This is a genomic window from Nocardia sp. CA-107356, from assembly GCF_050946365.1.
Classification (GTDB): domain Bacteria; phylum Actinomycetota; class Actinomycetes; order Mycobacteriales; family Mycobacteriaceae; genus Nocardia.
The window spans coordinates 3,052,534-3,075,137 of record NZ_CP191992.1 but is presented as its reverse complement, the minus strand read 5'-3'; the positions used below and the strand labels follow the sequence as shown (position 1 = coordinate 3,075,137).

General features: G+C 66.0%; 23 protein-coding genes. 14 read left to right on the top strand and 9 right to left on the bottom strand.

Translation table 11 applies throughout. The annotated features are described in order from the left end of the window. Positions 1-3 precede the first annotated feature (3 nt). Positions 4-615 carry a TetR/AcrR family transcriptional regulator gene (locus ACQP1G_RS13710; RefSeq protein WP_433203236.1) on the bottom strand — a complete coding sequence of 204 codons (612 nt, stop codon included), beginning with the start codon at positions 613-615 and terminating at the stop codon, positions 4-6. An 84-nt stretch (positions 616-699) separates the two neighbouring features. Beyond that, a complete protein-coding gene (locus ACQP1G_RS13705) occupies positions 700-1,317 on the bottom strand; it encodes a TetR/AcrR family transcriptional regulator (protein ID WP_433203233.1) in 618 nt (205 codons plus the stop codon). Between the two features lie 146 nt (positions 1,318-1,463). Between ACQP1G_RS13705 and ACQP1G_RS13700 the strand changes: the two genes are divergently transcribed. From ACQP1G_RS13700 to ACQP1G_RS13685, 4 genes are all read left to right on the top strand, one after another. Then, entirely contained in the window at positions 1,464-2,240 is a 777-nt protein-coding gene (locus ACQP1G_RS13700) for an SDR family NAD(P)-dependent oxidoreductase (protein WP_433203230.1), read from the top strand. Between the two features lie 215 nt (positions 2,241-2,455). After that, positions 2,456-3,091, top strand: a complete 636-nt coding sequence (locus ACQP1G_RS13695) for a TetR/AcrR family transcriptional regulator (protein ID WP_433203227.1) — start codon at positions 2,456-2,458, stop codon at positions 3,089-3,091. Positions 3,092-3,206: 115 nt separating this feature from the next. After that, positions 3,207-4,313, top strand: a complete 1,107-nt coding sequence (locus ACQP1G_RS13690) for a phosphotransferase family protein (protein ID WP_433203224.1) — start codon at positions 3,207-3,209, stop codon at positions 4,311-4,313. A 53-nt stretch (positions 4,314-4,366) separates the two neighbouring features. Further along, entirely contained in the window at positions 4,367-5,455 is a 1,089-nt protein-coding gene (locus ACQP1G_RS13685; RefSeq protein ID WP_433203221.1) for a TIGR03857 family LLM class F420-dependent oxidoreductase, read from the top strand. 15 nt (positions 5,456-5,470) lie between these two features. Here ACQP1G_RS13685 and ACQP1G_RS13680 read toward each other — a convergent pair whose 3' ends face one another. Continuing rightward, positions 5,471-6,154, bottom strand: a complete 684-nt coding sequence (locus ACQP1G_RS13680) for a GntR family transcriptional regulator (RefSeq protein WP_433203218.1) — start codon at positions 6,152-6,154, stop codon at positions 5,471-5,473. Positions 6,155-6,243: 89 nt separating this feature from the next. Between ACQP1G_RS13680 and ACQP1G_RS13675 the strand changes: the two genes are divergently transcribed. From ACQP1G_RS13675 to ACQP1G_RS13665, 3 genes are read left to right on the top strand one after another with little or no spacing between them, the layout of a single operon-like run. Then, entirely contained in the window at positions 6,244-6,777 is a 534-nt protein-coding gene (locus ACQP1G_RS13675; RefSeq protein ID WP_433203215.1) for a YbhB/YbcL family Raf kinase inhibitor-like protein, read from the top strand. 60 nt (positions 6,778-6,837) lie between these two features. Further along, positions 6,838-7,047, top strand: a complete 210-nt coding sequence (locus tag ACQP1G_RS13670; RefSeq protein ID WP_433203212.1) for a hypothetical protein — start codon at positions 6,838-6,840, stop codon at positions 7,045-7,047. A gap of 17 nt (positions 7,048-7,064) precedes the next feature. Beyond that, entirely contained in the window at positions 7,065-7,907 is an 843-nt protein-coding gene (locus ACQP1G_RS13665) for an SDR family NAD(P)-dependent oxidoreductase (protein ID WP_433203209.1), read from the top strand. Between the two features lie 168 nt (positions 7,908-8,075). On the opposite strand, the gene ACQP1G_RS13660 is transcribed toward ACQP1G_RS13665, so the two are convergent. Continuing rightward, the gene (locus ACQP1G_RS13660) at positions 8,076-8,771 is read right to left on the bottom strand and encodes an SDR family NAD(P)-dependent oxidoreductase (protein ID WP_433203206.1); all 696 of its coding nucleotides are present in this window, start codon (positions 8,769-8,771) and stop codon (positions 8,076-8,078) included. 106 nt (positions 8,772-8,877) lie between these two features. On the opposite strand from ACQP1G_RS13660, the gene ACQP1G_RS13655 reads away from it, so the two are divergent. The 3 genes from ACQP1G_RS13655 to ACQP1G_RS13645 all read left to right on the top strand — a co-directional run bounded on the left by ACQP1G_RS13655 (position 8,878) and on the right by ACQP1G_RS13645 (position 11,295). Beyond that, positions 8,878-9,474: a TetR/AcrR family transcriptional regulator gene (locus ACQP1G_RS13655; RefSeq protein ID WP_433203203.1), complete on the top strand. Its 597-nt coding sequence runs from the start codon at positions 8,878-8,880 to the stop codon at positions 9,472-9,474. A 704-nt stretch (positions 9,475-10,178) separates the two neighbouring features. Continuing rightward, positions 10,179-10,700 (top strand): DinB family protein, encoded by a 522-nt coding sequence (locus ACQP1G_RS13650; protein ID WP_433203200.1) that lies wholly within the window; start codon positions 10,179-10,181, stop codon positions 10,698-10,700. 259 nt (positions 10,701-10,959) lie between these two features. Continuing rightward, positions 10,960-11,295 carry a hypothetical protein gene (locus ACQP1G_RS13645; protein WP_433203197.1) on the top strand — a complete coding sequence of 112 codons (336 nt, stop codon included), beginning with the start codon at positions 10,960-10,962 and terminating at the stop codon, positions 11,293-11,295. 76 nt (positions 11,296-11,371) lie between these two features. Here the strand turns inward: ACQP1G_RS13645 and ACQP1G_RS13640 are convergent, their stop codons facing one another. Together ACQP1G_RS13640 and ACQP1G_RS13635 are read right to left on the bottom strand one after the other, a co-directional pair. Further along, a complete protein-coding gene (locus ACQP1G_RS13640; RefSeq protein ID WP_433203194.1) occupies positions 11,372-11,575 on the bottom strand; it encodes a zinc-binding dehydrogenase in 204 nt (67 codons plus the stop codon). Between the two features lie 230 nt (positions 11,576-11,805). Beyond that, entirely contained in the window at positions 11,806-12,699 is an 894-nt protein-coding gene (locus tag ACQP1G_RS13635) for a hypothetical protein (protein ID WP_433203191.1), read from the bottom strand. A gap of 351 nt (positions 12,700-13,050) precedes the next feature. On the opposite strand from ACQP1G_RS13635, the gene ACQP1G_RS13630 reads away from it, so the two are divergent. Next, entirely contained in the window at positions 13,051-13,638 is a 588-nt protein-coding gene (locus tag ACQP1G_RS13630; protein WP_433203188.1) for a TetR/AcrR family transcriptional regulator, read from the top strand. A 36-nt stretch (positions 13,639-13,674) separates the two neighbouring features. After that, positions 13,675-15,930: a M20/M25/M40 family metallo-hydrolase gene (locus ACQP1G_RS13625; protein WP_433203185.1), complete on the top strand. Its 2,256-nt coding sequence runs from the start codon at positions 13,675-13,677 to the stop codon at positions 15,928-15,930. A gap of 522 nt (positions 15,931-16,452) precedes the next feature. Here ACQP1G_RS13625 and ACQP1G_RS13620 read toward each other — a convergent pair. After that, positions 16,453-17,061, bottom strand: coding sequence for a hypothetical protein (locus ACQP1G_RS13620; RefSeq protein ID WP_433203182.1), 609 nt, complete (start codon positions 17,059-17,061; stop codon positions 16,453-16,455). Between the two features lie 165 nt (positions 17,062-17,226). Here ACQP1G_RS13620 and ACQP1G_RS13615 point away from each other — a divergent pair, with 165 nt between their 5' ends. Then, positions 17,227-18,471, top strand: a complete 1,245-nt coding sequence (locus ACQP1G_RS13615) for a sensor histidine kinase (protein ID WP_433203179.1) — start codon at positions 17,227-17,229, stop codon at positions 18,469-18,471. Beyond that, the gene (locus ACQP1G_RS13610; protein ID WP_433203176.1) at positions 18,464-19,171 is read left to right on the top strand and encodes a response regulator; all 708 of its coding nucleotides are present in this window, start codon (positions 18,464-18,466) and stop codon (positions 19,169-19,171) included. Before ACQP1G_RS13615 ends, ACQP1G_RS13610 begins: the two co-directional genes overlap by 8 nt. A 485-nt stretch (positions 19,172-19,656) precedes the next feature. Here ACQP1G_RS13610 and ACQP1G_RS13605 read toward each other — a convergent pair whose 3' ends face one another. Then, entirely contained in the window at positions 19,657-21,537 is a 1,881-nt protein-coding gene (locus ACQP1G_RS13605) for an MFS transporter (protein WP_433203173.1), read from the bottom strand. Positions 21,538-21,584: 47 nt separating this feature from the next. Then, a complete protein-coding gene (locus tag ACQP1G_RS13600) occupies positions 21,585-22,535 on the bottom strand; it encodes an SAM-dependent methyltransferase (protein WP_433208465.1) in 951 nt (316 codons plus the stop codon). Positions 22,536-22,604: the final 69 nt, after the last annotated feature.

Here is a 22,604-nt window from a genome sequence, read left to right as displayed (position 1 = left end):
CGCTCACCCTTCGCGACGGCGCGGGGCCAGTCCGTTGATCAGCAGATTGCTGGTGTGCTCGGCCATGGCGTCGGCGTTGTCGAAACCGAGGACGACCAACGGTAGGATCTCCAGACCGAGCAGGACGCGCACGATCCAGTCGCCCGCGTGCATCGGGTTCACGTCGGCGTCGACCTCGCCGCGTTCCTGCGCGGCCAGGACCAGCGGCGCCCAGAATCCGGCCCAGCGGATAGTGAGGTTCTCGCCGTAGTGCTCGAGCAGTGTCGCGATGATGCTGTCGGTGCGCAGCGGCGGACTGAGCACCTGCGGGGTGTGGATGTGCTCGTAAATCCTCGCGACCGCCGCGCCTACCTGTGCATGCAAGGTGGGCTGCGGGTCGACCGTCGCGGCGAGTCCGGCGATGAAGGCGTCACAGATGAACGCCAGGCCCGCGTTGAGCGCCGTTTCCTTGTCGCCGAAGCAGTTGTACACGGTTCCGCGCGACACCCCGGCGGCCTTGGCCACCTCGGTCAGCCGGAAGCCCTGCACGCCGAAACGCTGAACACATTCCGCGGCCCCGACCACCAGTTCATGCGGAAAGTTCTCGACCGTCCGACCCATTGTCGCGTTGTACATGTTGAACATATTGCATCAACATGTTCAATTCAGGGGCCGTTTCAGACGAATCGGGCCGATAACTCAACACAGGATCCTGCCGCGTCACGTTCCCAAGTGCGCCGGGCCGGGGTCGGCGACCAGGCCGGGTAGGAGGTAGCGGCGCATGTAGCGCAGCACGGCCGCGTTGTCGTCGATGTCGATGGTCTCGCCGGGGACGGTCCCGAGGCTGATGAGAACGCGGGCAACCCATTCGGCGACTTCGGCGAGATCGTGGCGGGGGTGGATCTCACCGCGGTCGACGGCGGCCTCCACGTAGGGCAGCCAGAAAGCGGCGAGGTCAGGGACAAGCCCGGAGACCCCTGCGCCCGTGCACAGGGCGAATTCCTCCGGCTCGTCGTTCCGTAGCCGCATCACCAGCGCGCCCGGGTCGTCGTAGGCACCACGGCCGAGACGAACACCAGCCGCGAGTTGTTCGGCGAAGGTGTAGAGCGAGTCGAGTTCAGCCCGCGAACCACTCCACAGCGCGTCGTTGAGCCGGACGATGGCCGCACCGAGCAACGCCGTCTTGTCCGGGAAATGGCGATAGAGCCAGGCGCGCGAAACGCCGGCTTCCTCGGCGATCTCGATCATCGTCGTCGCCCGAATCCCTTTGCGCGCCAGCAATTTCTGAGCCGCGTCGATCAGCCTGTCGCCGACGGTCACTGTTTCCGACTCGGTCACTCGGCTCAATCCTCCCGGACGGCTGATCGGTCTTGTCTCGGACGGACAGTACCAAGGCAGTAGACATTTTCAAGAATGTGTCTACGATCACTAGACAGTTTCAGGAATCTGTCTAGTGGGCAGAGGCACAGCATTCGAGGAGCACCATGACCACCAACCAGCACACGGCCATGGTGATCGGCGGCGCGTCGGGCATCGGCCTGGCGACCGCGCACGCGTTGACTGCCGACGGCTTCCGCGTGATCGTCGCCGACGTCAACGAGGTAGCGGCGGCCGAGGCGGCGATCGCCCTGGGTCCGACGGCGGCGAGCATCCACATGGACGTCACCGATGAGGCCTCGGTCGAGGCCGGTTTCGCCGCCACCGGGAATCCGAGCGCGGTGGTCAGCTGCGCCGGACTGTCGATGACCGGCCCGATCACCGACCTCGAACTCGTTCATTGGCAACTCACCCTCGACGTCTGTCTGACCGGGACCTTCCTCGTCCTCAAGCACGCTGCCCGCCACATCGCCGACGGCGGCAGCATCACCTGTATCGCCTCGCTCAATGGGCGCCAGCCCGGCACCGGCATGGCCGCCTACTGCTCGGCCAAGGCGGGCGTGCTGATGCTGGTCGAGGTTGCGGCGCTGGAACTGGCGCAACGTCAGGTCCGGGTCAACGCCATCTCCCCCGGTCTCGTCGACACCCCACTGGTGGCGGGCATCTCGTTCGTCCCCGGCCTCACCGAGGACTACCTGGCCAACACCCCGCTCGGCCGCAGCGGGCGTCCCGAGGAGATCGCCGACATGGCCGCCTTCCTCGCGTCGGACAAGGCCGCGTGGATGACAGGCACCGCCGTCGACCTCAACGGCGGCGCCCACCTGCGCCGCTACCCCGATGTCCTCGGCCATGTGCGCGCCCTCATGCAGACCCCGCCTGCCTGATCTGATCTGTCGCCCGGTAGGAAGGCGCCCTCAGCGTCGAGGGCATGCCATGAAACCAGTTCCGGTTCGCCACGCCCTGCGCCGCCTGTCCACCACGGCCGCTGCCGCACTGCTCCGGATGGCGAGCAGCGTCGCCGTTCCCGACAACGTGCCGCTATCGTCGGAACGGCAATCGGAGATTCCGAGATTTCGGGATGTGCGGAACGGAAGCAGCGATGACCGAAGCGAGTTCGACAATGCAGTCCGCGGCCGGAACTCGCCTCAATCGGAAGGGGCGGGAGACCAGGCAGCGGCTGCTCGATATCGCCATCGTCTGTCTCGCGCAGGGGTCCGGCGAACCGCTGTCGGCGAATCGGGTCGCCCGGGAGGCCGGGGTCAGTTGGGGCACCTTGAAGCATCAGTTCGGCGATATCGACGGATTGTGGGCCGCCGTGCTCATCGAGTTGACCGATCGCAGTGGGGCGAACAGCCCCGAGATCTGGCCGCAGGTGACCGGATCGATCCGGGAGCGGGTGTGGGAGGTGGTCGATGCCATCTGGACCATCCTGGACACACCTGAGGGGCGGGCGGTCGAGACGCTGCGGGCCGGTCTGCCCAATGGCCAGGACGAGCGGCTCGAGGTCTTCCCCCAGACCACGGCGGCGATGGCCGGGTACGAGGATGCCTGGCTCAGGGCTTTCGAGTACTTTCTGGCGGACCTGCCCCTCGATTCGAACAAGGTGCACCGGGTCCAGGCTCTGATTCCGATGGCCATGCGCGGCATCAATAACGAGCGCCGGCTGTCCTCACCCGCCGAGCTGGCGGACGCGCGCCACTGCCTGGTCGACGCGATAGCGGTCTACCTGGAGTGACTCATATTCTTTGAGACCCCTCGTTGACAATTGCGAAGGGGAGGTCCACTGTTACCTCCAGCCTTCGCAATCCAATCAGGAGTGATCCATGTCTCCGTCTCCCGATGACCAGGGCATGCGCCTGCAACGCAGCAGCCGCGACACCGCCGCCTTGATCCCGCGCCTCACCGAATGGCTGGCAACTCAGCTGCCCGCCGAGGCCGATCCGAAGCTCATGCTGGGGTCCGGCATCGACAGCAACGGCATGTCCGCGGAGACCCTGACTCTCACCCTGAGCTGGCGTGAAGCCGGAGACACGCAGGTCGCCGACCTGATCGCCCGGGTGGTCCCGGCCCCCGGCGACTTCCCCGTCTACGAGCACTACAACCTGCGGGATCAATTCGACGTCATGCGCATCGTGGCCGAGGCGAGCGACGTCCCCGTTCCCCGGGTGCGGTTCCTCGAGCCGACCGGCGACGTGCTGGGCACGCCGTTTCTTCTGATGGACCGCGTCGACGGCCTGGTGCCGCCCGATGTCATGCCCTACACCTTCGGCAACAACTGGCTTTGCGACGCCGGCCCCGAGCAGCAGCGCCGAGTGCAGGAAACCACCATCGAGGCGCTCGCGAAACTGCACGCAATCCCGGATGCAGCAACCACTTTCGCGTTCCTCAACCCGCGGCAGCCCGGCGCCAGCCTGCTCGAGCGAAACCTGAACCGAGCCCGGGCGTGGTACGAGTTCGCGGCTCGCGACATCGGCCCGTCGCCGTTGGTGGAGCGAATCCTGAAGTGGCTCACGGCCAATCTCCCGGGGCCGTCGTCCTACGAGACCGTGCTTTCCTGGGGTGATGCGCGGCTGGGCAACTGTATGTACCGGGACTTCGCACCGGTCGCGGTGCTCGACTGGGAAATGGCGACGATCGGCCCCCGGGAGCTCGACGTGGCCTGGATCGTGTTCGGGCACCGCGTCTTTCATGCGATCGCCAACAACTTCGGCCTGCCGGGCCTGCCGGACTTCATGCGAGTCGAAGACGTGCGGGCGACCTACGCCGAGCATTCGGGCGTAGAGCTCGCCGACCTCACCTGGTACACGATGTTCGCCGCCCTGAACTACGGCGTCGTCTTCATGCGCGCCGGTGGCCGACAGATCCATTTCGGCGAAATGGAACGTCCCGACGACGTCGAGATGCTGCTCCACCACCGATCGATCGTCGAAGAACTGCTCGCCGAACTCGGCGCCTGACACCCGGCGTCAACCTTCACCGTTGCGAACACTATTGGGGAAGTACCACTCTCGTGACCGACCAACTGAACGAACTGGCCTACTACTGCATCACCCGGCACCCTGCCGACGCCCGTGTTCTGCTGCCCGAGGCCCGCGACGCGGAGCAACTCGGCCTCGGCTCGTGCATGATCGGCGAGCGCATGACCGTCAAGGACTCCGCCGTCTTGTCCGGCGGTCTCGCCGGATGCACCACCGACCTCGGAATCGCTGCGGCGGCAACGAATCACCACACCCGGCACCCGATGGTGACGGCAACGATCGGCTCGACCATGCAGGCGATGACCGAAGGCCGATACGCCATGGCATTCGGCCGCGGCATGGCGGCGAACTGGAAGGCGATCGGCCTGCCCGCCGTCACCGAAGCGCAACTGCGGGATTTCGTCGGCATCCTGCGCCGCCTATGGGACGGCGAGACCATCGTGAATCACGATGGGCCCGCAGGCAAATGGCCCGTCCTGTACCACCAGAACGGCCTCGACGACGCGCCCCCGATCGGCTTCGTCGCAGTAGGCCCGAAGACCCTCGAACTCGCCGGCGAGATCGGCGACTTCGTTGTACTGCACACCTTCTTCTCCGACGAGGCCACCGCGAATTCCGTTGCGGCGGTCCGCCGCGGCGCCGAACGAGCGGGCAAAGACCCCGACAGCGTCCGCATCTGGTCCTGCCTCGCGACCGCTAGTGACGCACTCTCCGACGAGGATCAGCTGCGTCGGCGAACCGGCCGGCTGGTGACCTACCTCCAGGCGTACGCCGACATCCTGATCAGCGCCAACGGCTGGGATCCGCAGGTGTGGGAGCGAATTCGCACCACGCAGCTGTACCAGGACGCCGCGGCTGCAGGCCCCATCGACGCATCCGCCTCCGTCGAGGTCCTGGAGCAGTTCGACGCCCTCATCCCCGACGAATGGCTCACCTCGGCCGCATACGGCACGCCGGAGCAGTGCGTGCAGAAGATCTCCCGCGAATACGACCTCGGCTGCCACTCGGTGATCATGCACGGCGCGAGCCCGCGCGAGCTGGCATCGGTGGTGCACGCTTACCGCGCCAACCGACCCACCTTGCATCGTGCCGTGGCGGCGAACCCGGGAAAGTTCGCCTGAGAATTGTCGGACGTGTCAGCCTTCTTGCTCTGCCAGTGCGGCCGTCGTCATGGTGAGGTGTCGAGTCAGTATGTCGGCGGCGGTGTCGGGGTCGCGGGCCAGCGCGGCCTCCTCCAATCGGCGATGCTCGTCAATGGCATCGCGCTCAGGGTTGCGCTGTGTCGACCAGCGGCGGGCCAGCTCGCTCGCGACCCACATCCGGTCGAAGGTTTCCAACAACACCGGGTTACCGCACCCTTCCAAGAGGGTGCGATGGAACACCCGATGAGCCTCGGCCCATACCTCGCTGTAGTACTCGCCGTCCTCCGGGGTGAATGCCGGCGTGCGCGCCAAGCGGTGGTTGGCAGCTCGGACGTCGCCCTCCCAGTTGACGTCACCACGTTCGATCGACATGCGTAGCAGGACCGGCTCGATGGCCCGGCGGGCCTCGCCGATCTGCTGCCAGCGGTGATCGGAAAAAGCTGGGACCGCGAAGCCGCGATTGGTCAGCCGTTCGGCCAGACCCTCACCAACCAGCCGCACCAGCGCCTCACGCACCACAGCCAGGCTCACACCGTGTTGCCTGGATAGATCCTGCGGCTTGAGCGCGTCCCCGGGCGCGAACTCGCCGCGCATGATCGCGTTCCGCAAGTGTGCGTAGACCCGCTCGGAAAGCATCTGCTTCTCCGGGGAGGTCGGGGTGTGGACTGTCCGAGTCATGATCCGATCATAGACGATTTGCAAAATCATCGATTATTTCTGATATCGTCGATCTTGTAAGTCCGGCACGACTCGAAAGGCGCGACACGATGAGCGCAAACAATCCCTTCGCCCGTCTCCCCGAGGCAGCCTCGTTCACGGTCACCAGCACCACGGTGAGCGACGGCGCCGCCTGGCAACCCGCACAGTGGTCCTCCGGCGCCTCCGGCGGCAAAGATGTTTCCCCGCAACTGAGTTGGAGTGGCGCCCCAGCAGGCACCAAGAGCTACGCCGTCACCGTGTACGACCCCGACGCCCCCACCGGCTCCGGCTTCTGGCACTGGGCTGTCGCCAACATCCCGGCCACGACCACCAGCCTTCCCGAGGGCGCCGGAGACGACGCGGGCATCGGTTTGCCGGTCGGCTCCTTCCAGTTGCCGAACGACGCGCGCCTACCTCGATACATCGGTGCGGCACCGCCGGCAGGGCACGGCAGGCACCGCTATTTCGTCACCGTGCACGCTCTGGATGTGGACGACATCGGCATCGCCTCCGACTCCACACCGGCTCTGCTCGGGTTCACCATCGCCGGCCACATCCTGGGCCGGGCGACGCTCGTCGCCACGGCGGAGACAATGCAGTGAATACCGTTCGAGGGGCCGGTCCCGCCACCAACGCGGATTCGTCGTCATGCGCGGCTTCCAGTGGCTGAGTCGATCCCCTGCGAAGTCGAGATCGTTCGCCACTCGCGCAACGACGGCGACGCCATCGTCCGCTGGGTCGAGGTCATCGTGAACGGCATACCGATGCCGGCCACCGGCGAGCCGCGCGTCGTGCACACACCCCTCGGCACGCACGTCGCGCTCGACCTGACCGCCACGTCGGTCAGCATCCGGACCGAGGACGGGAAATGAGACTGCAGGGAAAGGTTATGAGCGACAACGATATTGATCGCATGGTCGATCGCACTGTGCTGATCACGGGCGCGACGGACGGGCTCGGTCGGGAACTCGCGGTGCGGCTCGGCGCCGCGGGTGCCCGGCTGATTCTGCACGGCCGCGACCCCGATCGGGCCGCAGCGCTCGCAGCTGAGGTGACGGCCGCGAGCGGGCCCGTGCCGGAGATCGTCCTGGCCGACCTGTCGCGGCTCGCCGAGGTGGACCGGCTGGCCGACGAGATGATCGCCCGCACTTCGCGATTGGATGTGCTGGTGAACAATGCCGGCACCGGCGGCCAGACGGACGGGAGACGCGAACTCAGCGCCGACGGCAACGAATTGCTGTGGGCGGTCAACCATCTGGCCCCGTATCGGCTGACGCGGCGGCTGCTTCCGCTGCTGAGGGCATCGGCTCCGGCGCGGGTGGTGAACGTGGCCTCGGCCGGGCAGCAGGAGATCGACTTCGACGATCCGAACCTCGAGCACAACTACGACGTGTACACCGCGTACTGCCGCGCCAAGCTGGCGATGATCATGGCGACCATCGAGTACGCCGAGGAACTCGACGGGACCGGCGTCACGGTGAACGCCCTGCACCCGGCCACACTCATGGCGACGACGATGGTGCTGGAATCTGGAGTCACGCCGATCAGCACGGTTGCCGAGGGCGCGGATGCCACTCTCCGGCTGATCTGCGATCCGGGCCTGGCGCAGACGACGGGCCGATATTTCAACGGCACCAGCCTGAGCCGTCCGCACGCGCAGGCCGACGATCCGAAGGCGCGCCGTCGGCTGCTCGAAATCAGTGACACCGCAGTCGTTTCGGCGGTGGGCTGAGGTGGTGGGCCGTGCCGAATGCGCCCTATTGCCGCATGGTGCGCGTCCGAATGGCGACTCCTGATCGCCTGTCCGACAACGTATCTCGCGTCACAGCCGGTGCTCGATAATGCCGCATACGGGATGCTCGGCGGGTGGCTCGACAGCTCGATCAGCGCAGGTGTGGCTCTACCACGGGACGGTTTGGCCGTGCCGATCCAAGAACTGGAGGCCGGGTGCGCCGGCCTGTGTCTCGAGGACGTCGGCGACGGCCGGGATGCTCTCCTGCGGGGTGAGAGGCGCGTCGGGTCCGCCGAGCCGGGTCCGGTTGTGGCCGGGGTCGATGAGCAGTTTGGTGTGTCCGTCGCCGGCATGGCGGGTGGCGTAACTGCGCATCAGCTGGTTGAGCGCGGCCTTGCTGGCCTTGTAGAGCTCATAGCCGTCCTCGGTGTTTCGCGAGATGCTGCCCTGCTCGGAGGACATGACCGCGACGGTTCCGCCGGGCACGACGAGCCCTCGCAGGGCCTCGAGGACGCGCAACGGGCTCAGCGCGTTGGTGATCATCACTTCGGTGAACATGTCGGTGGAGACCTCATCGATCGGCAGATTGCCGCGGTCGACGGCGGCGTTGACGAAGAGTAGGTCGAGTCGGTGCCTGTCCAGTCGCTCGCGCAGCGCGGCCAACTGTTCGGAGCTGGTCATCTCCAGCGTTTCGATGTGCAGCCGTCCATTGGAGGCATCGGAATTCACTTGCAGCTCGCCGCCGCCGCGGCGTGTGGTGGCGATGACTCGCCAGCCGCGTCGAGCGAGCTCGCCGGCCAGGACAAGGCCCAAGCCTCTGGAGGCCCCGATGACGAGCGCTTGACGGTTGGATGTGGTGGACATTATCTGCTCCTACCTGGCGAAATATTCAATAGACGCAACGTTGCGTCTAGACAATATCATTGCGCCGCCAACCGATCGCGGCATCGCCAACCGGTAAGGTGACCCCATGCCCGCCCCGGACTCCCAGCCCAGGACGCGCTCGGGCAACCGTCGCGACGAGGCTGCGCGGCTGGCCGTGCTGCATGCCGCTGACGATCTGCTCGTCGAACACGGCTTCGGCGCTCTGACCATCGAGGCGATTGCGCGTCGTGCCGGCGTCGCCAAGCAGACGATCTACCGCTGGTGGCCCTCGAAGGTCGAGATCCTCCTCGACACGCTCATCGAAGACAGCAACAAGCACCTCCCCGTCCCAACGGACAAGCCCACAGCAGAAAACATCCGCGCGTACATCCGCGGCTTCGCCCGATTCCTCACCCGCGAGCCTGCCGGCAAGGTCCTGCTCGCACTCATCGCCGAGGTGCAGCACAATCCCAGCACGGCCGAGAGCTTCCACACGCGCTATCTCGATCCACGCCGCGCCCGAGAACGCGACATGCTCACGCGCGCAATCGACGCCGGTGAGATCTCACCCAAACTCGGCCTCGACGCCACTCTCGATGCCCTGCTCGGTCCGCTCGTCTATTGCGCTCTGACCGGGGCGAGCATCCCTCGCGCTCTCACCAGCAGCCTGGTCGAGGACCTGCTAGAACCTCGCTCGGGATAAGTGTTCAGTCCGGACCGGAGATCCGCACATACCGCGTTCCGGTCGTTCGGGCCAGTACTGCCGCGGCAAACCACAGCCGCCGCCTGCCTGCTCACACTCCGATGACCGTCACCAGAATCGCATGTTCGGCCAACTCGGGTCCGTCCCGGCTGTGCGGAGAAAGGACCAACTGACGAACCGGTCACCGCAGCTCTGCCGCTGGCCGAGCAGTCCCTCGGCGTACTGAAAGGCCAACGCACCCAGACCAGTTCGGTCACTCTGGCATCAAAGAAGACAGGCTGCGACGCTGCTCGTCGAGCAACGCGACAGCCTCGTCGAAACCGGACCTACACCCACACCCGCACTTCAGGATAGAATTCGAGCAACGCCTGCGCGCGATGCAACAGGCCGGCGACATCCCCGCCCCCGCGACGCGCAGATCTTACGACTCGAAGCCGACAACCGTGCACTCAGCGAACGGCTCGCCCCGGCCAGCGGCACGATCGACGAACTCACCGACTTCCGGATCCGCGCGCTTGCCAGAATCGCCGCCCAGCACGACGAAATCCAGCGACTCCGCACCGCAGCATCCTCAACTCCGACCGCCACCCGCTGCCACCGCCACGGCACAAGGTCATCGACCCCATGCTCGAGGAGGCGCCGAGAAACCGAAACCACCAGTACGACAGTCGAATCCAATCCGAACCAACAGAATCGAGCCGACAATGACATGGTCGATACCACGAATCACCACCGGTACTGAACGCCGCTTGCTCGAGAGCATGCTCGACCGCAACCGGGCCGAATTGGTCAACACAGTGCGCGGGCTGTCCGAACAAGACGCCCGCCGCCGCCTCGTTGCGTCGATGACCACCCCGATCGGACTACTCAAACACGCCGCAGTCGCCGAACGGATCTGGTTCCAGCACGTCCTGGCGGGCCTGCCCAACAGCGAATGCGACGGCGGCACGACGCCGGGCGACGCCAGTTTCGTCGTCGACGACAACGAAACCCTCGCCGACGTGATCGCCGAATTCGAGCGCGCCAGCAACCGTTCCCGAGCGATCGCCGCCGAATTCGACCTCGACGACACCAGAACACACCCCCGCGTCGGCGACGTCAGCCTCCGATTCATCTATCTGCTCGCGATCGAGGACTTCGCACGTCACGCCGGCCACGGCGACATCCTCCGCGAACAGATCGAACATCCCGCCGCGCCGAGCACCCATGCCCCAGAACAGCACTAGCCGAGTCATCTACGCCACATCGTCCATGCGGAAAAGCAACACACTCACGCATTCACTCCGCACGTCTACGAGCGTGTCACCAGGTTCACCCATACCTGGCCCGGCCAGCTATAGCCCGGGCATGTGTTCCTCGCCCACTTCAAGCGATCCACGCATCGGTCATACTGTTGGACGCCTTTGTCTCCCAACATATTTGACAGATACTAAAGCGAGATCGATCAGTGTAGTCGGCCGTGCGGCCGGCCGAGAGAGGGAAATCATGGGATTGCCAAGTGAATTCGGCAAGGCCGCCGGTGCGGGCATCGCGGCGTTCGCACTGCTCGCGCTGCTGCCCGGTACCGCACAGGCGGCCATCGGCCGGGCCTCCTACGTCACCGTAACGGGAAAGATCTTGTCGATCGAACGGCCGGACAGCGGCGCCTGTATCCAACTGCAGGATGCCACAGTGCGTTTCGAGAACGGCACCAGCGACCGGGCCTACCTGTTCGGCGATTCCGCGTGCGGTGTGGGATCCGAGATCGAGGGTGTCGATCTCATCTGGAAGGCTCCAGCCGGGGTGCAGGCCCTGTCCGTACGCTTCGAGCCAACCGGGTAAACCCACGACATCGACGCCGGAAAGACCCGAAAACCACCATCCCCCAATGAGTTGTGCGACGACGGCGCCGTGTTCGCTAGGCGACCGTGAGCACGATCTTGCCTTGTATATGCCCTCGTGTGGCGCGTTCGTGCGCCGCACTGGCGTCTGCGAGCGGGAACGTGCCGTCGCTCGCAACGCGCAGCATGCCCGCGTCGAGCAACCGACCCAATTCAGCGAGCTGCGCACCGCTCGAAAGAATCCGATATAAACCAGAATGCAGACCGTGAGGTTGGACCAAATAGAACAGGTCAGGCTCGGTTAAAAACCGAGCCTGACCTGGTATTTTGTGAGCCTAATGCCAATCAATCCGAACCCTCCCACGGCCGAAGGGCCCCCGCTGCACATCAAGCCGGTAGGCGCGCGGCAGGTGACATCCAAGACAGGACTTGCGGGTTCGGTGGATCGTTGATGATGCCACGCGTCAACTGGTCGGCGGCTGAATACTCGTGCGATGTCCTGCCGTCGTCGCTACCAGCGGAAAACGCGGCGTAAGCGGCTTACTGCGCCGTTCGGCCTGCCTGAGCCGTCTCCGTCGGTGGATGCCATTTGGACGACGATCCCACCGAGACGTACCTCCTGCATGGTCGCTGGGTGTGCGTCGATAAAACACACACCGGTTCGGCTGACCTCGACGCATTCTTCCTGTTGGGAGCCAGAGTTGTCCGCGTGCTCGAGCGTGTCGGTGTAGTAGGCGATCATTCCGCCACTGAAACTGGCGTTGAAACCGGTCACTCGGCGACCGGCGCGGTCGGTAGTGCGGTCCCGGCACTGATCGCAGACCGCCCGGGGGTAGCTTTCCTGGTAGATCGCGGGCCGCTCGCAATGGGGGCAGGGCTGGGTGTATCGACGCCCAGGGGTTGGGCTTTGCAACAGGAAATCGTTGCGGGCGAGGATTTTACGACCGGAGTCTGCCTGGTTGTGGTTGCGCCGCAGGATGAGCAGAACGAACTCGGCGTAGTCGGCTGTCCCGGCGTCGATCGCTGCGCGCCCGGGTATCTCGTCGATGCGTGTGAGGCCGGCATCGTAGGCCTCGAGTGCCACGCGGTGCGCCACCGAGAGTTCACTGTCGGAGATTTGTCTGTTGGCATGGTCGGCTCGAGTCAGGTGTTCGGCGATCACCGTGTCGATGGTGCTTCCGTCCACCGACAGTACCCCGCTGCCGTAACCAGTCGTGGTCACCAGGACATAGCCGTCCATCTCGCCGCGGAGCGTCTGCAAGAAGGCGAAACCTCGCCCGTAGCGGGCATTCTCGAGCCCCTGGTGGGTGTAGGGGATCAGAGTGCTGGGATCCTGGGCCAGATCGCGCGCTTTTCGCAGCGCTTCGTCGTAGGTCAGCGGAGAGTTCGGGTCCGGGCTTTCCATAGCCACCAGCCTATGGCGTTCGACTCGTCCGTCTCACTCGATCGCAAAGTCGATGACGTCATTACGGGCGCTTCTACCGCTCCAGGTTGCTCTACTTCCTTCGGCGGCTCAACCGGCATTTGGTGCGGTGGGCCGACCGGAAATACAAACGGCTACATCGCCGGGAACGGCGCGCGACGTCGACGTCGCCGACGCTTCGATGGACACCACCTCGTCACGGTCGGTCACGTTGGGGAGGCTTCGGCAGGCGGCCCGCACCTGCATCTTTGTCGGGGAATCCGTTGGGTTCGGTCGAGGGGTCGCGCGTCAAGAGCCTTGATCTATTTCACACGAGCGTGTGAAATAGAGCGTATGCCCAAGATCGTCGACCGCGAGGCGCGCCGCGTCGAATTGGCTGAGGCCGTCTGGCGGGTCATCTCCCGCGATGGTGTCGATGCCGTCTCGATCCGCGCGGTCGCCGCCGAGTCCGGCTGGTCGACCGGTGCCCTGCGGTACTACTTCACGACCAAGGCCGAGTTGCTGGCGTTCGCATGCGAACGAGTGATCGACCGAGTGACCCGGCGGATCACCGCCATATCGCCGGCCGGAGACGTGCGCGAAGCCGCGCGCGCGGCTCTGCACGAGACCATGCCCTTGGATGAACAGCGCAGCACCGAGGCATCGATCGCGTTCTCGTTCGTCGCCTTGGGGCTCAGCGAACCGGAGCTGGCGCGGGTCCAACATCACCATTTCACGGCCATGCGGGATCTGTGCCGACGCATTGTCGAACTCCTGGACGCAGACGCGGGAATCCGACGGCCACAACCGGTCCGAGATCGCACGATGGCCCAGCTGCATGCGGTGGTCGACGGCCTCAGCCTGCAACGACTGGCCGGATATCTCACCACCGAGCAGGTGATCGCCGAACTCGACGCCTATCTCGACGCGCTCCACCCCTAGACCCACCCAGTGGATAGACAGAAAAGGATTCGATTCATGCGGCTGGGCCCACGCCCTTCTGGACTTCTCGCATTCGCGGTCCTGCTGGCCATCGTTGTCGGCACCGCCTGGGCTCTACAGCCCCACGGATACCGGACGGAGTCGGCTCCCAGCACCGCATTCAGCGCCGAACGGGCCATGCTGACGGTTGAAGCGATCGGCGCCCACCCACATCCGGTCGGCACGGCCGAACACGACCGGGTCCGCGACCAACTCGTGGGCCAGTTGCGAAAACTCGGCCTCGACACCGAGATTCAGGCGGGCATCGGCAGATATCCGGAATCGATCCACCGCGACGTCCTCGGCGTCGGCCGGGTGGAGAATATTGTTGCCCGGATACCCGGGACACGTCCGACTGGCACCATCTACCTTTCCGCGCACTATGATTCGGTCCCCTCTGCACCGGGCGCGAACGACGACGGTGTCGGTGTCGCGACGGTCCTCGAGACGGTTCGCGCGCTGCATGAAGGCGGTGAACCGTTAAACAACGACGTGGCGGTGCTACTGACCGACGGGGAGGAAACCGGCCTGTTCGGCGCCGAGGCGTTCGTCGCTGCGGGCGGATACGACAAGCGGGCGAGTGTGGTGATCAACCACGAGGCACGGGGCGCGGGCGGTCCGCCGCTGTTGTGGCGGCTCACCCGGCCTGACGGCACCCTGATTCGATCGGTGGCCGAGGCCGCGCCACATCCGAACACCGACTCGCTGTCCACGGCTCTCGCCGGTGACCAGACTTCGAGCAATACCGACTTCGCCGCATTCGAATCGGGTGGGCTGCGCGTGCTCGATTGGGCCTACGCCGGGAAGAGCGCCTACTACCACAACAAGTTCGACGACCCCGCGCATGTGAACCCGGCGATCGTGCAGCAGATGGGCGACAACACGCTGGCACTCACAAAGAAGCTGGGCGACCAGGATCTGACCGCGACACCTGCGCCCGACCGCACGTATTTCCAGCTGCCGTTCGGGTTCCTGATGGTGCTGCCGGTGTGGGTGATCACCGTGCTCGCGGTGCTGGCCCTCGGCGCTCTGGGGTGGGTGATCCGGCAGGTCCGGCGGACCGGCGACGCCACGATCGGCCGCATACTCGGATCGGCGGCAACGGCCTTGGCGGCGGCAGTGATCGCAGTGGTAGCGGGGACCGGTGTGTGGGAGACGGTGCTGGCGGTCCGCCCGGAATACCGCCAGCTGTTCGTCGACCCATATCGGCCCGAGCTGTACGGCCTTACGATCATCACGGCCGCTGTCACAGTTCTCGCGGCCGGGTATCTCCTGGCCCGGCGGTTGTTCGGCGCGACGGCCGCAGCGGTCGGCGTACTCGGCACCGTGACGGTTGCCGCCGCGGTCTTCACCGCGCTCGCACCTACCGCGGCCTACCTGTTGGTTGTTCCCGCTTTCGCCGCCGCGGTGGGGGTTTCGGCCACATTCCTCGTGCCCAGGGCGTGGCGACTGCCCGTGCTCACGGTCTTTGTGATCCCCGCGGCGATCCTTCTGGGCGCCAACATCTGGTCGACCTTGCAGGCCGGAGTCGCCGGAGCCGCTTTCCTAGTGGGTCCCACCGTGGTGCTGCTCGGCGGGTTGTTGCTCCTGCCGCTCACCCACAGCTGGCCGACCCGGCGAACCGCGCTGATCCCCGTGGCCACACTCGTCACCACCGCCGCGCTGGCCGCAGCCGGTCTCGCCGTCGATCGTTTCGACGATCAGCATCCCCGGACCGTCCAGGTCGCTTATACCCTCAATGCCGACACCGGTGGCGCGCAGTGGATCTCGCGGCTATCGCCGGACGAGTGGACCTCGGCCCTGGTCCACGGCGGCGCACCGGATCCCGACTTTGCCGCCTTATGGCCCGACGCCGTCGCAAGCGGGCCCGCTCCGGCACAGGCATTGTCGGCCCCCGTGGCCGAAGTACTCTTCGACACCATAGATTCGGGGCAGCACCGGGTGCACTTGCGACTGCGCTCGACGCGCGGCGCGACCGCCATCGCCCTCCGCTACGACTCCCCGGTCACGTCCCTCCGCGTCGCCGGTCGCGACCTGACGCCTGTGCCGAACACAGGATTCCAGTTCTCGGCTCCGCCGCCGGAAGGCATCGAGGTGGAGCTGACCGCTCCGGCCGGACCGCTGCCGCTGCGCGTGATCGATTACTCCTGGCTTCCCGATTCGGGTTTGGATGCAATACGGAACGTGCCGGATGACATCTTCTTCCGCCAGGACAGCACCTGCATGGTAGTCGCCACGGTGCGGGGGCTGTAGAGGTCGCGCGCTGTCGGATGGGCAAGCCACTGTACGGGACCGCCTCTTCGACACAGTGACGATCGGAGACGGCGCACTAGCTCGAGTTTTAACGCCTGAGGTCGTGTTCGGAGACTCCAGTTGATCATGAACGAAGCCCTTGGCTGATGATTTGTCTTGCGACAGAACAAATCTCAGAACCAAGGGCTTCGGTGAATAGTGTGCACGACACCGGCTGTGCCGGTGTATTGGGAGACCTGTCGGTGTTCCGGCAGGAGTTCTACCGGTGTGTGACCCGGCGGGCGGATGCGGTGTTGTGCCCAGACGGCCCGGTGCTGTCGTTGCCGGAGTTTTCGCTGGTCGGTGAGTATCGCCGGGGCCATGACCGCGTGTATGCGGCGCTGGATCGCGGCCGCATCGACATCGCTCCGCTAGCGGGGGTGCCGCTGCCGCGGGCCGCTGATGGCCGACTGGTGCTGGCGGTGGACATCACATGCTGGTTGCGGCCGAGGTGCATACCTGTCCGAGGCCAACCTTGCTTGCTCAACCGAGGTTGAGTTCAACCGGCCCGGGCTCCTCGGCCGGGAGCAGCAGCAAGTTCAGCAGTCCCGCCGACGCAGCCATGATCAGCGCGCCGTCGAGGTAGTGGCAGGCCATCGCGCCGAGGTAGCTCGGGCCACCCCAGGCATTGACGGTGAAATTCGGGTCGAGGCCGCCGAGGATCTGATCGCCGATGCGCCAGGCGCCGTACACCAGCATGGCTGTGGGCACGATGCCGATCAGCAGTCGCAGCGCGGCCGTCGGGTGTCGCCCGGCCGACAGCAGGGTGCGCCGGAACCGCTGTGCGGCACGCGAGCCGAGTGGCGCGAGCAGCAACAGGTCGTGCGAGCAGGTGCGGCGGCGCAGCACGACTACGGTGAGGACCACGGCGAGCACGAACAGCACGAGGTGCGGCCACCCGGCGGTGGTGCCCGCGACATGCGCCTCCCGATGCGGGGATCGATCAGCATACGAAACGCCACCGGACACGATTCCCACCACGAAGGACACGGCGGCGATCGTGACCAGCGGGCCCGACAACCGCGAACGGATGCCGGACAGGCGAACACTGTGGGGTCCGGACGAGACGCGCTCAGCGCCTGGTGTATTCATGCCACCACCCTTGCGCCCAGGACCCTGCCAGGTCATCAGCTCACGGGCGGGAAGTGTCCGCCCGCCCCGGTCGGACATCTCGGGCGGGTGTCCGACCTCCGGATGACCCGCGGCTGGCCCCGAGGCCGATGTGCGGTCGTGGGCGGGGCAGCTACCGTCGGCCCTATGTCGATCACTGCATCACCGCCGACGCGGACCACGCGGTCGTCGGCGCCACCGTGGCATCAGCGGCTCACCGTCGGCCACCGGGAGAATTTCGTGGGCCCGGACGCGATCGACATCGCGATCGCTCTTGCCTGCTTCGCGGTGTTCACCGGGCCGCTGCTGGTCGGCATGACTAGCGGGATCGGGTCGATGCCGGAGATCGCCGGATTCGGTGTCGCGGCGACCGCGCCGTTGATCGTCCGCCGACGCTGGCCGCTGGCCGTGCTCGTCGCCGTCTCGGCCGTGCTGTGTGCGGCCGCGCTTGCCGATGTGCGTTTCACGCCGTGGGTGAGCAATACCGGTCCGGCCATCGGCGTCGCCGTGCTCACCGTCGCCGACATGCGGCCGCGCCGGGAATCCATCATTGCTACCGTCGTCGCAATGATCGCGATGTGTGTCGCGGGGTCGATCGCGTTCGATCTGTATCCGGATCAGGATCAGGACTTCGTGCAGCCGTTGATCGCCCTGCCGGCCTGGCTGATCGGCGACATGCTCCGGACCCGGCGTGCGTATCAGCGCAGTCTCGCCGACCAGGAACGGCAGCGGGCCGCCGAAGCCGAACGCCGGATCCGGGCCGAGGAACGGCTGCGGGTATCGCGCGACGTGCACGACCTGATCTCACACACCCTGAGCATGGTGGCCGTCCGATCCGGCGTCGCCCGCCTGCTGATCGACGAGAATCCGAGCGAAACACGCCGGGCGCTGAGCACCATCGAGACAGCCAGTCGGTCGGCGCTGACCGAACTGCGGGCCGTGCTGTCGCAGATCAGGGAACCCGGGCAGCGCGACGAACCGGCCGAGCCGGGCCTGGCCGAGGTGGCGGATCTGGTGGACGGACTGCGGCACGATGGGCTGATGGTGGAATATCAGGTGCTCGGGACGCCGATGGACTATCCGGCGCTGCTACAGACCACGGTGTACCGCATCGTGCAGGAGGCGTTGACCAATGTGGTCAAGCACGCGCGCACCGACCGTGCGTACGTCGAAATCCGGCATGTGCCAGGGGAATTGGCTATCTCGATCACCGATGACGGCCCGCGCGCCGCAGCGGCCGCCGGAATCGATTCCAGCGGTTCGGGTCTGGGTCTGGAGGGCATGCGGCAGCGGGTGTCGTTGTTCGGCGGCCGGTTCGAGTCCGGGCCGCGCGCGGCGGGCGGATTCGCCGTCACCGCGAGCTTCCCGATCGACCGGGACCACCGTGCCTGACACCGCGGTCCCGGTCGCGCCGGGCCCGATCCGTGTCGTGATCGCCGACGATGAAGCGTTGGTGCGCGCGGGTTTCCGGGTCCTCGTCGATTCCGCGTCGGATCTCACCGTCGTCGGCGAGGCCGGCACCGGCGGCGAGGCGGTCCGGCTGACGCGGGAGCTGCGACCCGACGTCGTCCTGATGGATATCCGGATGCCGGTCATGGACGGCCTGGAAGCCATGCAGCACATCGCGGCCGACAGCGCGGACGGGCCGCATGTGCTCATCGTGACCACCTTCGATCAGGACGAACACGTCTTCCGAGCGCTGCGCAGTGGGGCGGGCGGCTTCATCCTCAAGGACTCGCCACCCGAGCAACTACTGCACGCGATCCGCGTGGTGGCACGCGGCGACGCCTTGCTGACACCGAGCATCACCCGCAGGATGATCAGCGTGTTCGCCCGCCAGCCGGCCGCGCCCACCCCGCACTCGAACGCTCTCACGGCCCTCACCGACCGCGAACGAGAAGTCCTGGAGCACATCGCCGCCGGGCGCTCCAATGCCGAGATCGGCGCCGCGCTCTACATCAGCGTGGCCACCGTCAAGACGCACGTGGGGCGCCTGCTCACAAAGCTGAGGGCGCGAGACCGTGCCCAGCTCGTTGTCTTTGCCTACGAATCCGGCGTGGTGGTGCCCGGCGGAACCGACGGATCGGCCTAGTGCTGCGTTCCGCAAAGATTCACCTCCGGGTCTGGCCGATCTCCGAGGCGAAATACGCACTTGCATCACGCAATATCGCGTTGACCCGGTCGAGTTCAGCGACCTTCTTGCGGAGTTGCTTGTTCTCCTCGGCCATGTCGGTGTGAGCGATCCTCGATCAGCTGCCGATGGTTCAGCCGATTCCTCTCGAATGCCCGTCGGGCGCGACACGTCAGGCGCGGCCGTGGCGGTGTTCGTAGTCGAGGCGCTCGGCTTCGGCCTCGACGTCGGCGGGTTCGCTCGTTTCCTCGCGCATCGCGCATCGCGCGTTCGAACGCCGACCAGGGCCCGGCACGGGCGGTGTACTCGATGTCCGCAGGGGTGAAGTGAGTCGTTCGCGACCGCACTGCCGAACCACTCCACGTAACACTGAGGGGCGATCCCTGAACGCGATCTGCGCACACTGGGGCGGCCAATCCGGTTCCGCGCCAACAGCGCTATCGGCGTCAAGGAAGTTGCAGGTCAGCGACATGCACCAGGTTGGAGGTATGGGTCAGCTCCCCTCCGGACACAACCGGCCGATTCGGACTGTGATGTCCTGGCTGTCGAGGGACCGCGAACAACCCCACAAAGACGGCAGCGAGAACTCCTACTGCCCACCACAGCGTGAGCCCGAACGTGCGGGAGAAATTCTCCGCGTTGGCCTTTTCGCCTGCTTCGCTGAGGATTTCGGTTACCCGATCAGGCCTTCCAGGCTGGGTGGCCTGGCCCTGGACGCCTCGGCAGCTTATGGGCGTCTCGGCGGGGTTGGTGCTGGCCGATCTATCCTGCACACAAACTCGGAAGCCGGAGATGATCCGCGCCTGCGCCTGCTCGTCCAGGCCCGCCGCGGCGAGTTCGGTGCGAACACGGGGTACGACCGTGTCGACGCCGCGATCGGAACCGCTGTCGAGTTGGGTGAAGAAGATCACGCCGACCAGCGCGACGCCGAGCGCGACGCCGAGTTGCTGAGCGGTGTTCAGCAGGCCGGACGCCGAACCCGCATCGTCCTTGGGGACCGCAGCCAGCACGAAGTCGACGGTCGGCGAGACGATCAGGCCGAAGCCGAGTCCCGAAATGGCAAGCGGTGCAATCAACTGCCACGATGTGATCGCCGGGCCATACCGCCCGGCGGCCCACACGCAGCTGGCGAAGCCCGTCGCGTTGAGTAGCGCTCCAGCCATCAGCACTCGCCGCCCGTACCGGGGTACGAGCACCTCCACGGATATGCCTGCCGCCGCGGCAGCGCCGACGGCGAAGGCGCCAGAGGTCAGACCGGCCCGCAGTGGCGACCAGCCGAGGCCGAGTTGCATGTAGAGCGTCCAGACGAGGAAGAATCCGCCGAGCGCGATCCAGAAGATCAGCCAGAGCACGCTGCCGATCGTGAACGATCGCGCCCGAAACAATTCGAGAACGACCAGCGGTGAACCGATCGTCCGGGCGCGTCGGTGTTCGTAGACCACAAGGACCCCAAGCACTGCGACCGCACCGGCCATCATCGCGAAAGTCCATGCGGGCCAACCGAATCGGCGGCCTTCCGTGAGCGGGTAGACCAGCATCGCGATTGCGGCCATGACCAGCCCGGCGCCGACGAGGTCGAGCTTCGGAGTGGTCGCGGACTTCGATTCGCGCATCACGAACAGGCCCGCGGCGATAGCGACGATACCGACCGGGACATTGACCAGAAAGATCGGCCGCCAGTCGAGGCCGAACACATTCCAGTCGACGAGGACACCACCGATGGTTGGCCCGACGACCGCCGCCGATCCGACGATGGCACCGAACATACCGAACACCCTTCCCCGCTCGTTGAGCGGGAAGATGACGTGGATGATCGCGAGGATCTGCGGCACCATCAGTCCGGCAGTGCCTCCCTGAAGAAACCGCGAGACGATGAGCATGCCTGGGCTGCAGGCGATGCCGCACAGCGCCGAGGCGATGGTGAACCCTGCGACTCCGGTCAGGAACAACCGGCGGCGGCCGTAGATATCGCCGAGCCTGCCACTGGTGATGAGGACTACGGCGAACGCCAGCACATATCCTGCGACGATCCATTCGAGCTGCGCATACTGCGCCTGAAGGTCGCGTTGGATGCTCGGTACCGCGACGTTGACGATGGTGGTGTCGAGCAGGTCCATGAACCCCGCGACGAGGACGACGACGAGCGCGATCCAGCGTCTGCGATCCAGCGGCGCCGAAGGCTGCTGGGATACCGGCGCGCTCACGACGGCCTGGCGGACGTCGCGAGGCTCCGAATCGCGAATCGACGGCTGCACCGTAACGACCTGCCAGCTGGTCGAAGCGGCTGCGGCCCTTTCGGTGACGGTACGACTCCACTGCCACACCATCTATGACCCTCCCATCGTTGAAAGTGCTGTAACCCAGATGGTTTCGGTCAGGGCCGAGCGTCGGCCGACGTCGGCTTCCGCATGGTCGCGAGGCTCATCAGGGACGGGTTGAAGTGCCCCACCGCCGCACCGCCGCCGGGGACGGCACGGCCGGCGGATTGCAGGTAGTCGACCAGACCGGTAGCGCCACCGGTCCAACCCTGCGGCGTGAACCATTGCACCGCTTGGGTTTTGCGATCGTTGTAGATGAGCCCGGCCCAGCGTGCGCCCTCACCACCGCGGTCGTAGCTGTCGGGATCGGTGGACGGCGTGGTCATGGCGGAGTAGACACCAGAATCGATCGTCGCCATTTCCTCGATGCCCAGCCAGCTGCCGGGGGCGGACAGTGCATTCAGGGTGTCGAACAGTTGATCTTGGGCGTCGGGGGTGAGGTAGATGACCAGACCTTCGACCAGCCATGCTGTCGGTAGCGATGGGTCGAAGCCGTTGTCGCGCAGGGCAGTTGCCCAGTCGTCGCGCAGATCGACCGCGACTTCGTGACGTTCGGCGGTAGTCGTCGCGCCGGCATCGTCGAGCACTGCGCGTTTGAATTCGAGTACTGGCTGGCGGTCGAGTTCGTAGATGACCGTGCCGTCCGGCCAGGGCAGGCGGTACGCGCGGGAGTCCAGTCCGGCGGCGAGGACGACGACTTGACGCACACCCGCCTCGGTGGCGGAGCGCAAATAGTCGTCGAAGTACCGGGTGCGTCCAGCTTGGAAAGCTTGAAACAGCGATCCGAAGTCGGCCGAGCGCAGCGGATGTTGCTTCGTCAGTTCCGGGTCGGCGGTGAACAGCTCGGCCCATTCGTCGCCTGCGGCGCGACAGAACACTTCGGCGAACTCGTCGACGGCCAAGGCGTGCGGCTGCCGAGCTGCCAGGCCGCGGGCTGCCGCGACGAACAGCGCCGTGGCGCCGACGCTCGTCTTGATGTCCCAGGAATCGTTGTCGTTGCGCGTGATGCTCACTTTTTCTCCAGTCAGGGTCGGGTCATTGGTGCGATGGGCGGGGGATGTTGTCGTAGTCGGCGA

What these genes read in the sequence shown, in the direction of transcription:
- ACQP1G_RS13710 (WP_433203236.1), bottom strand. Translation starts at nt 615, where the DNA reads ATGTACAACGCGACAATGGGTCGGACGGTCGAGAACTTTCCGCATGAA.
- ACQP1G_RS13700 (WP_433203230.1), top strand. Translation starts at nt 1,464, where the DNA reads ATGACCACCAACCAGCACACGGCCATGGTGATCGGCGGCGCGTCGGGC.
- ACQP1G_RS13695 (WP_433203227.1), top strand. Translation starts at nt 2,456, where the DNA reads ATGACCGAAGCGAGTTCGACAATGCAGTCCGCGGCCGGAACTCGCCTC.
- ACQP1G_RS13690 (WP_433203224.1), top strand. Translation starts at nt 3,207, where the DNA reads ATGCGCCTGCAACGCAGCAGCCGCGACACCGCCGCCTTGATCCCGCGC.
- ACQP1G_RS13680 (WP_433203218.1), bottom strand. Translation starts at nt 6,154, where the DNA reads ATGACTCGGACAGTCCACACCCCGACCTCCCCGGAGAAGCAGATGCTT.
- ACQP1G_RS13675 (WP_433203215.1), top strand. Translation starts at nt 6,244, where the DNA reads ATGAGCGCAAACAATCCCTTCGCCCGTCTCCCCGAGGCAGCCTCGTTC.
- ACQP1G_RS13665 (WP_433203209.1), top strand. Translation starts at nt 7,065, where the DNA reads ATGAGCGACAACGATATTGATCGCATGGTCGATCGCACTGTGCTGATC.
- ACQP1G_RS13660 (WP_433203206.1), bottom strand. Translation starts at nt 8,771, where the DNA reads ATGTCCACCACATCCAACCGTCAAGCGCTCGTCATCGGGGCCTCCAGA.
- ACQP1G_RS13655 (WP_433203203.1), top strand. Translation starts at nt 8,878, where the DNA reads ATGCCCGCCCCGGACTCCCAGCCCAGGACGCGCTCGGGCAACCGTCGC.
- ACQP1G_RS13650 (WP_433203200.1), top strand. Translation starts at nt 10,179, where the DNA reads ATGACATGGTCGATACCACGAATCACCACCGGTACTGAACGCCGCTTG.
- ACQP1G_RS13645 (WP_433203197.1), top strand. Translation starts at nt 10,960, where the DNA reads ATGGGATTGCCAAGTGAATTCGGCAAGGCCGCCGGTGCGGGCATCGCG.
- ACQP1G_RS13635 (WP_433203191.1), bottom strand. Translation starts at nt 12,699, where the DNA reads ATGGAAAGCCCGGACCCGAACTCTCCGCTGACCTACGACGAAGCGCTG.
- ACQP1G_RS13630 (WP_433203188.1), top strand. Translation starts at nt 13,051, where the DNA reads ATGCCCAAGATCGTCGACCGCGAGGCGCGCCGCGTCGAATTGGCTGAG.
- ACQP1G_RS13625 (WP_433203185.1), top strand. Translation starts at nt 13,675, where the DNA reads ATGCGGCTGGGCCCACGCCCTTCTGGACTTCTCGCATTCGCGGTCCTG.
- ACQP1G_RS13620 (WP_433203182.1), bottom strand. Translation starts at nt 17,061, where the DNA reads ATGAATACACCAGGCGCTGAGCGCGTCTCGTCCGGACCCCACAGTGTT.
- ACQP1G_RS13615 (WP_433203179.1), top strand. Translation starts at nt 17,227, where the DNA reads ATGTCGATCACTGCATCACCGCCGACGCGGACCACGCGGTCGTCGGCG.
- ACQP1G_RS13605 (WP_433203173.1), bottom strand. Translation starts at nt 21,537, where the DNA reads ATGGTGTGGCAGTGGAGTCGTACCGTCACCGAAAGGGCCGCAGCCGCT.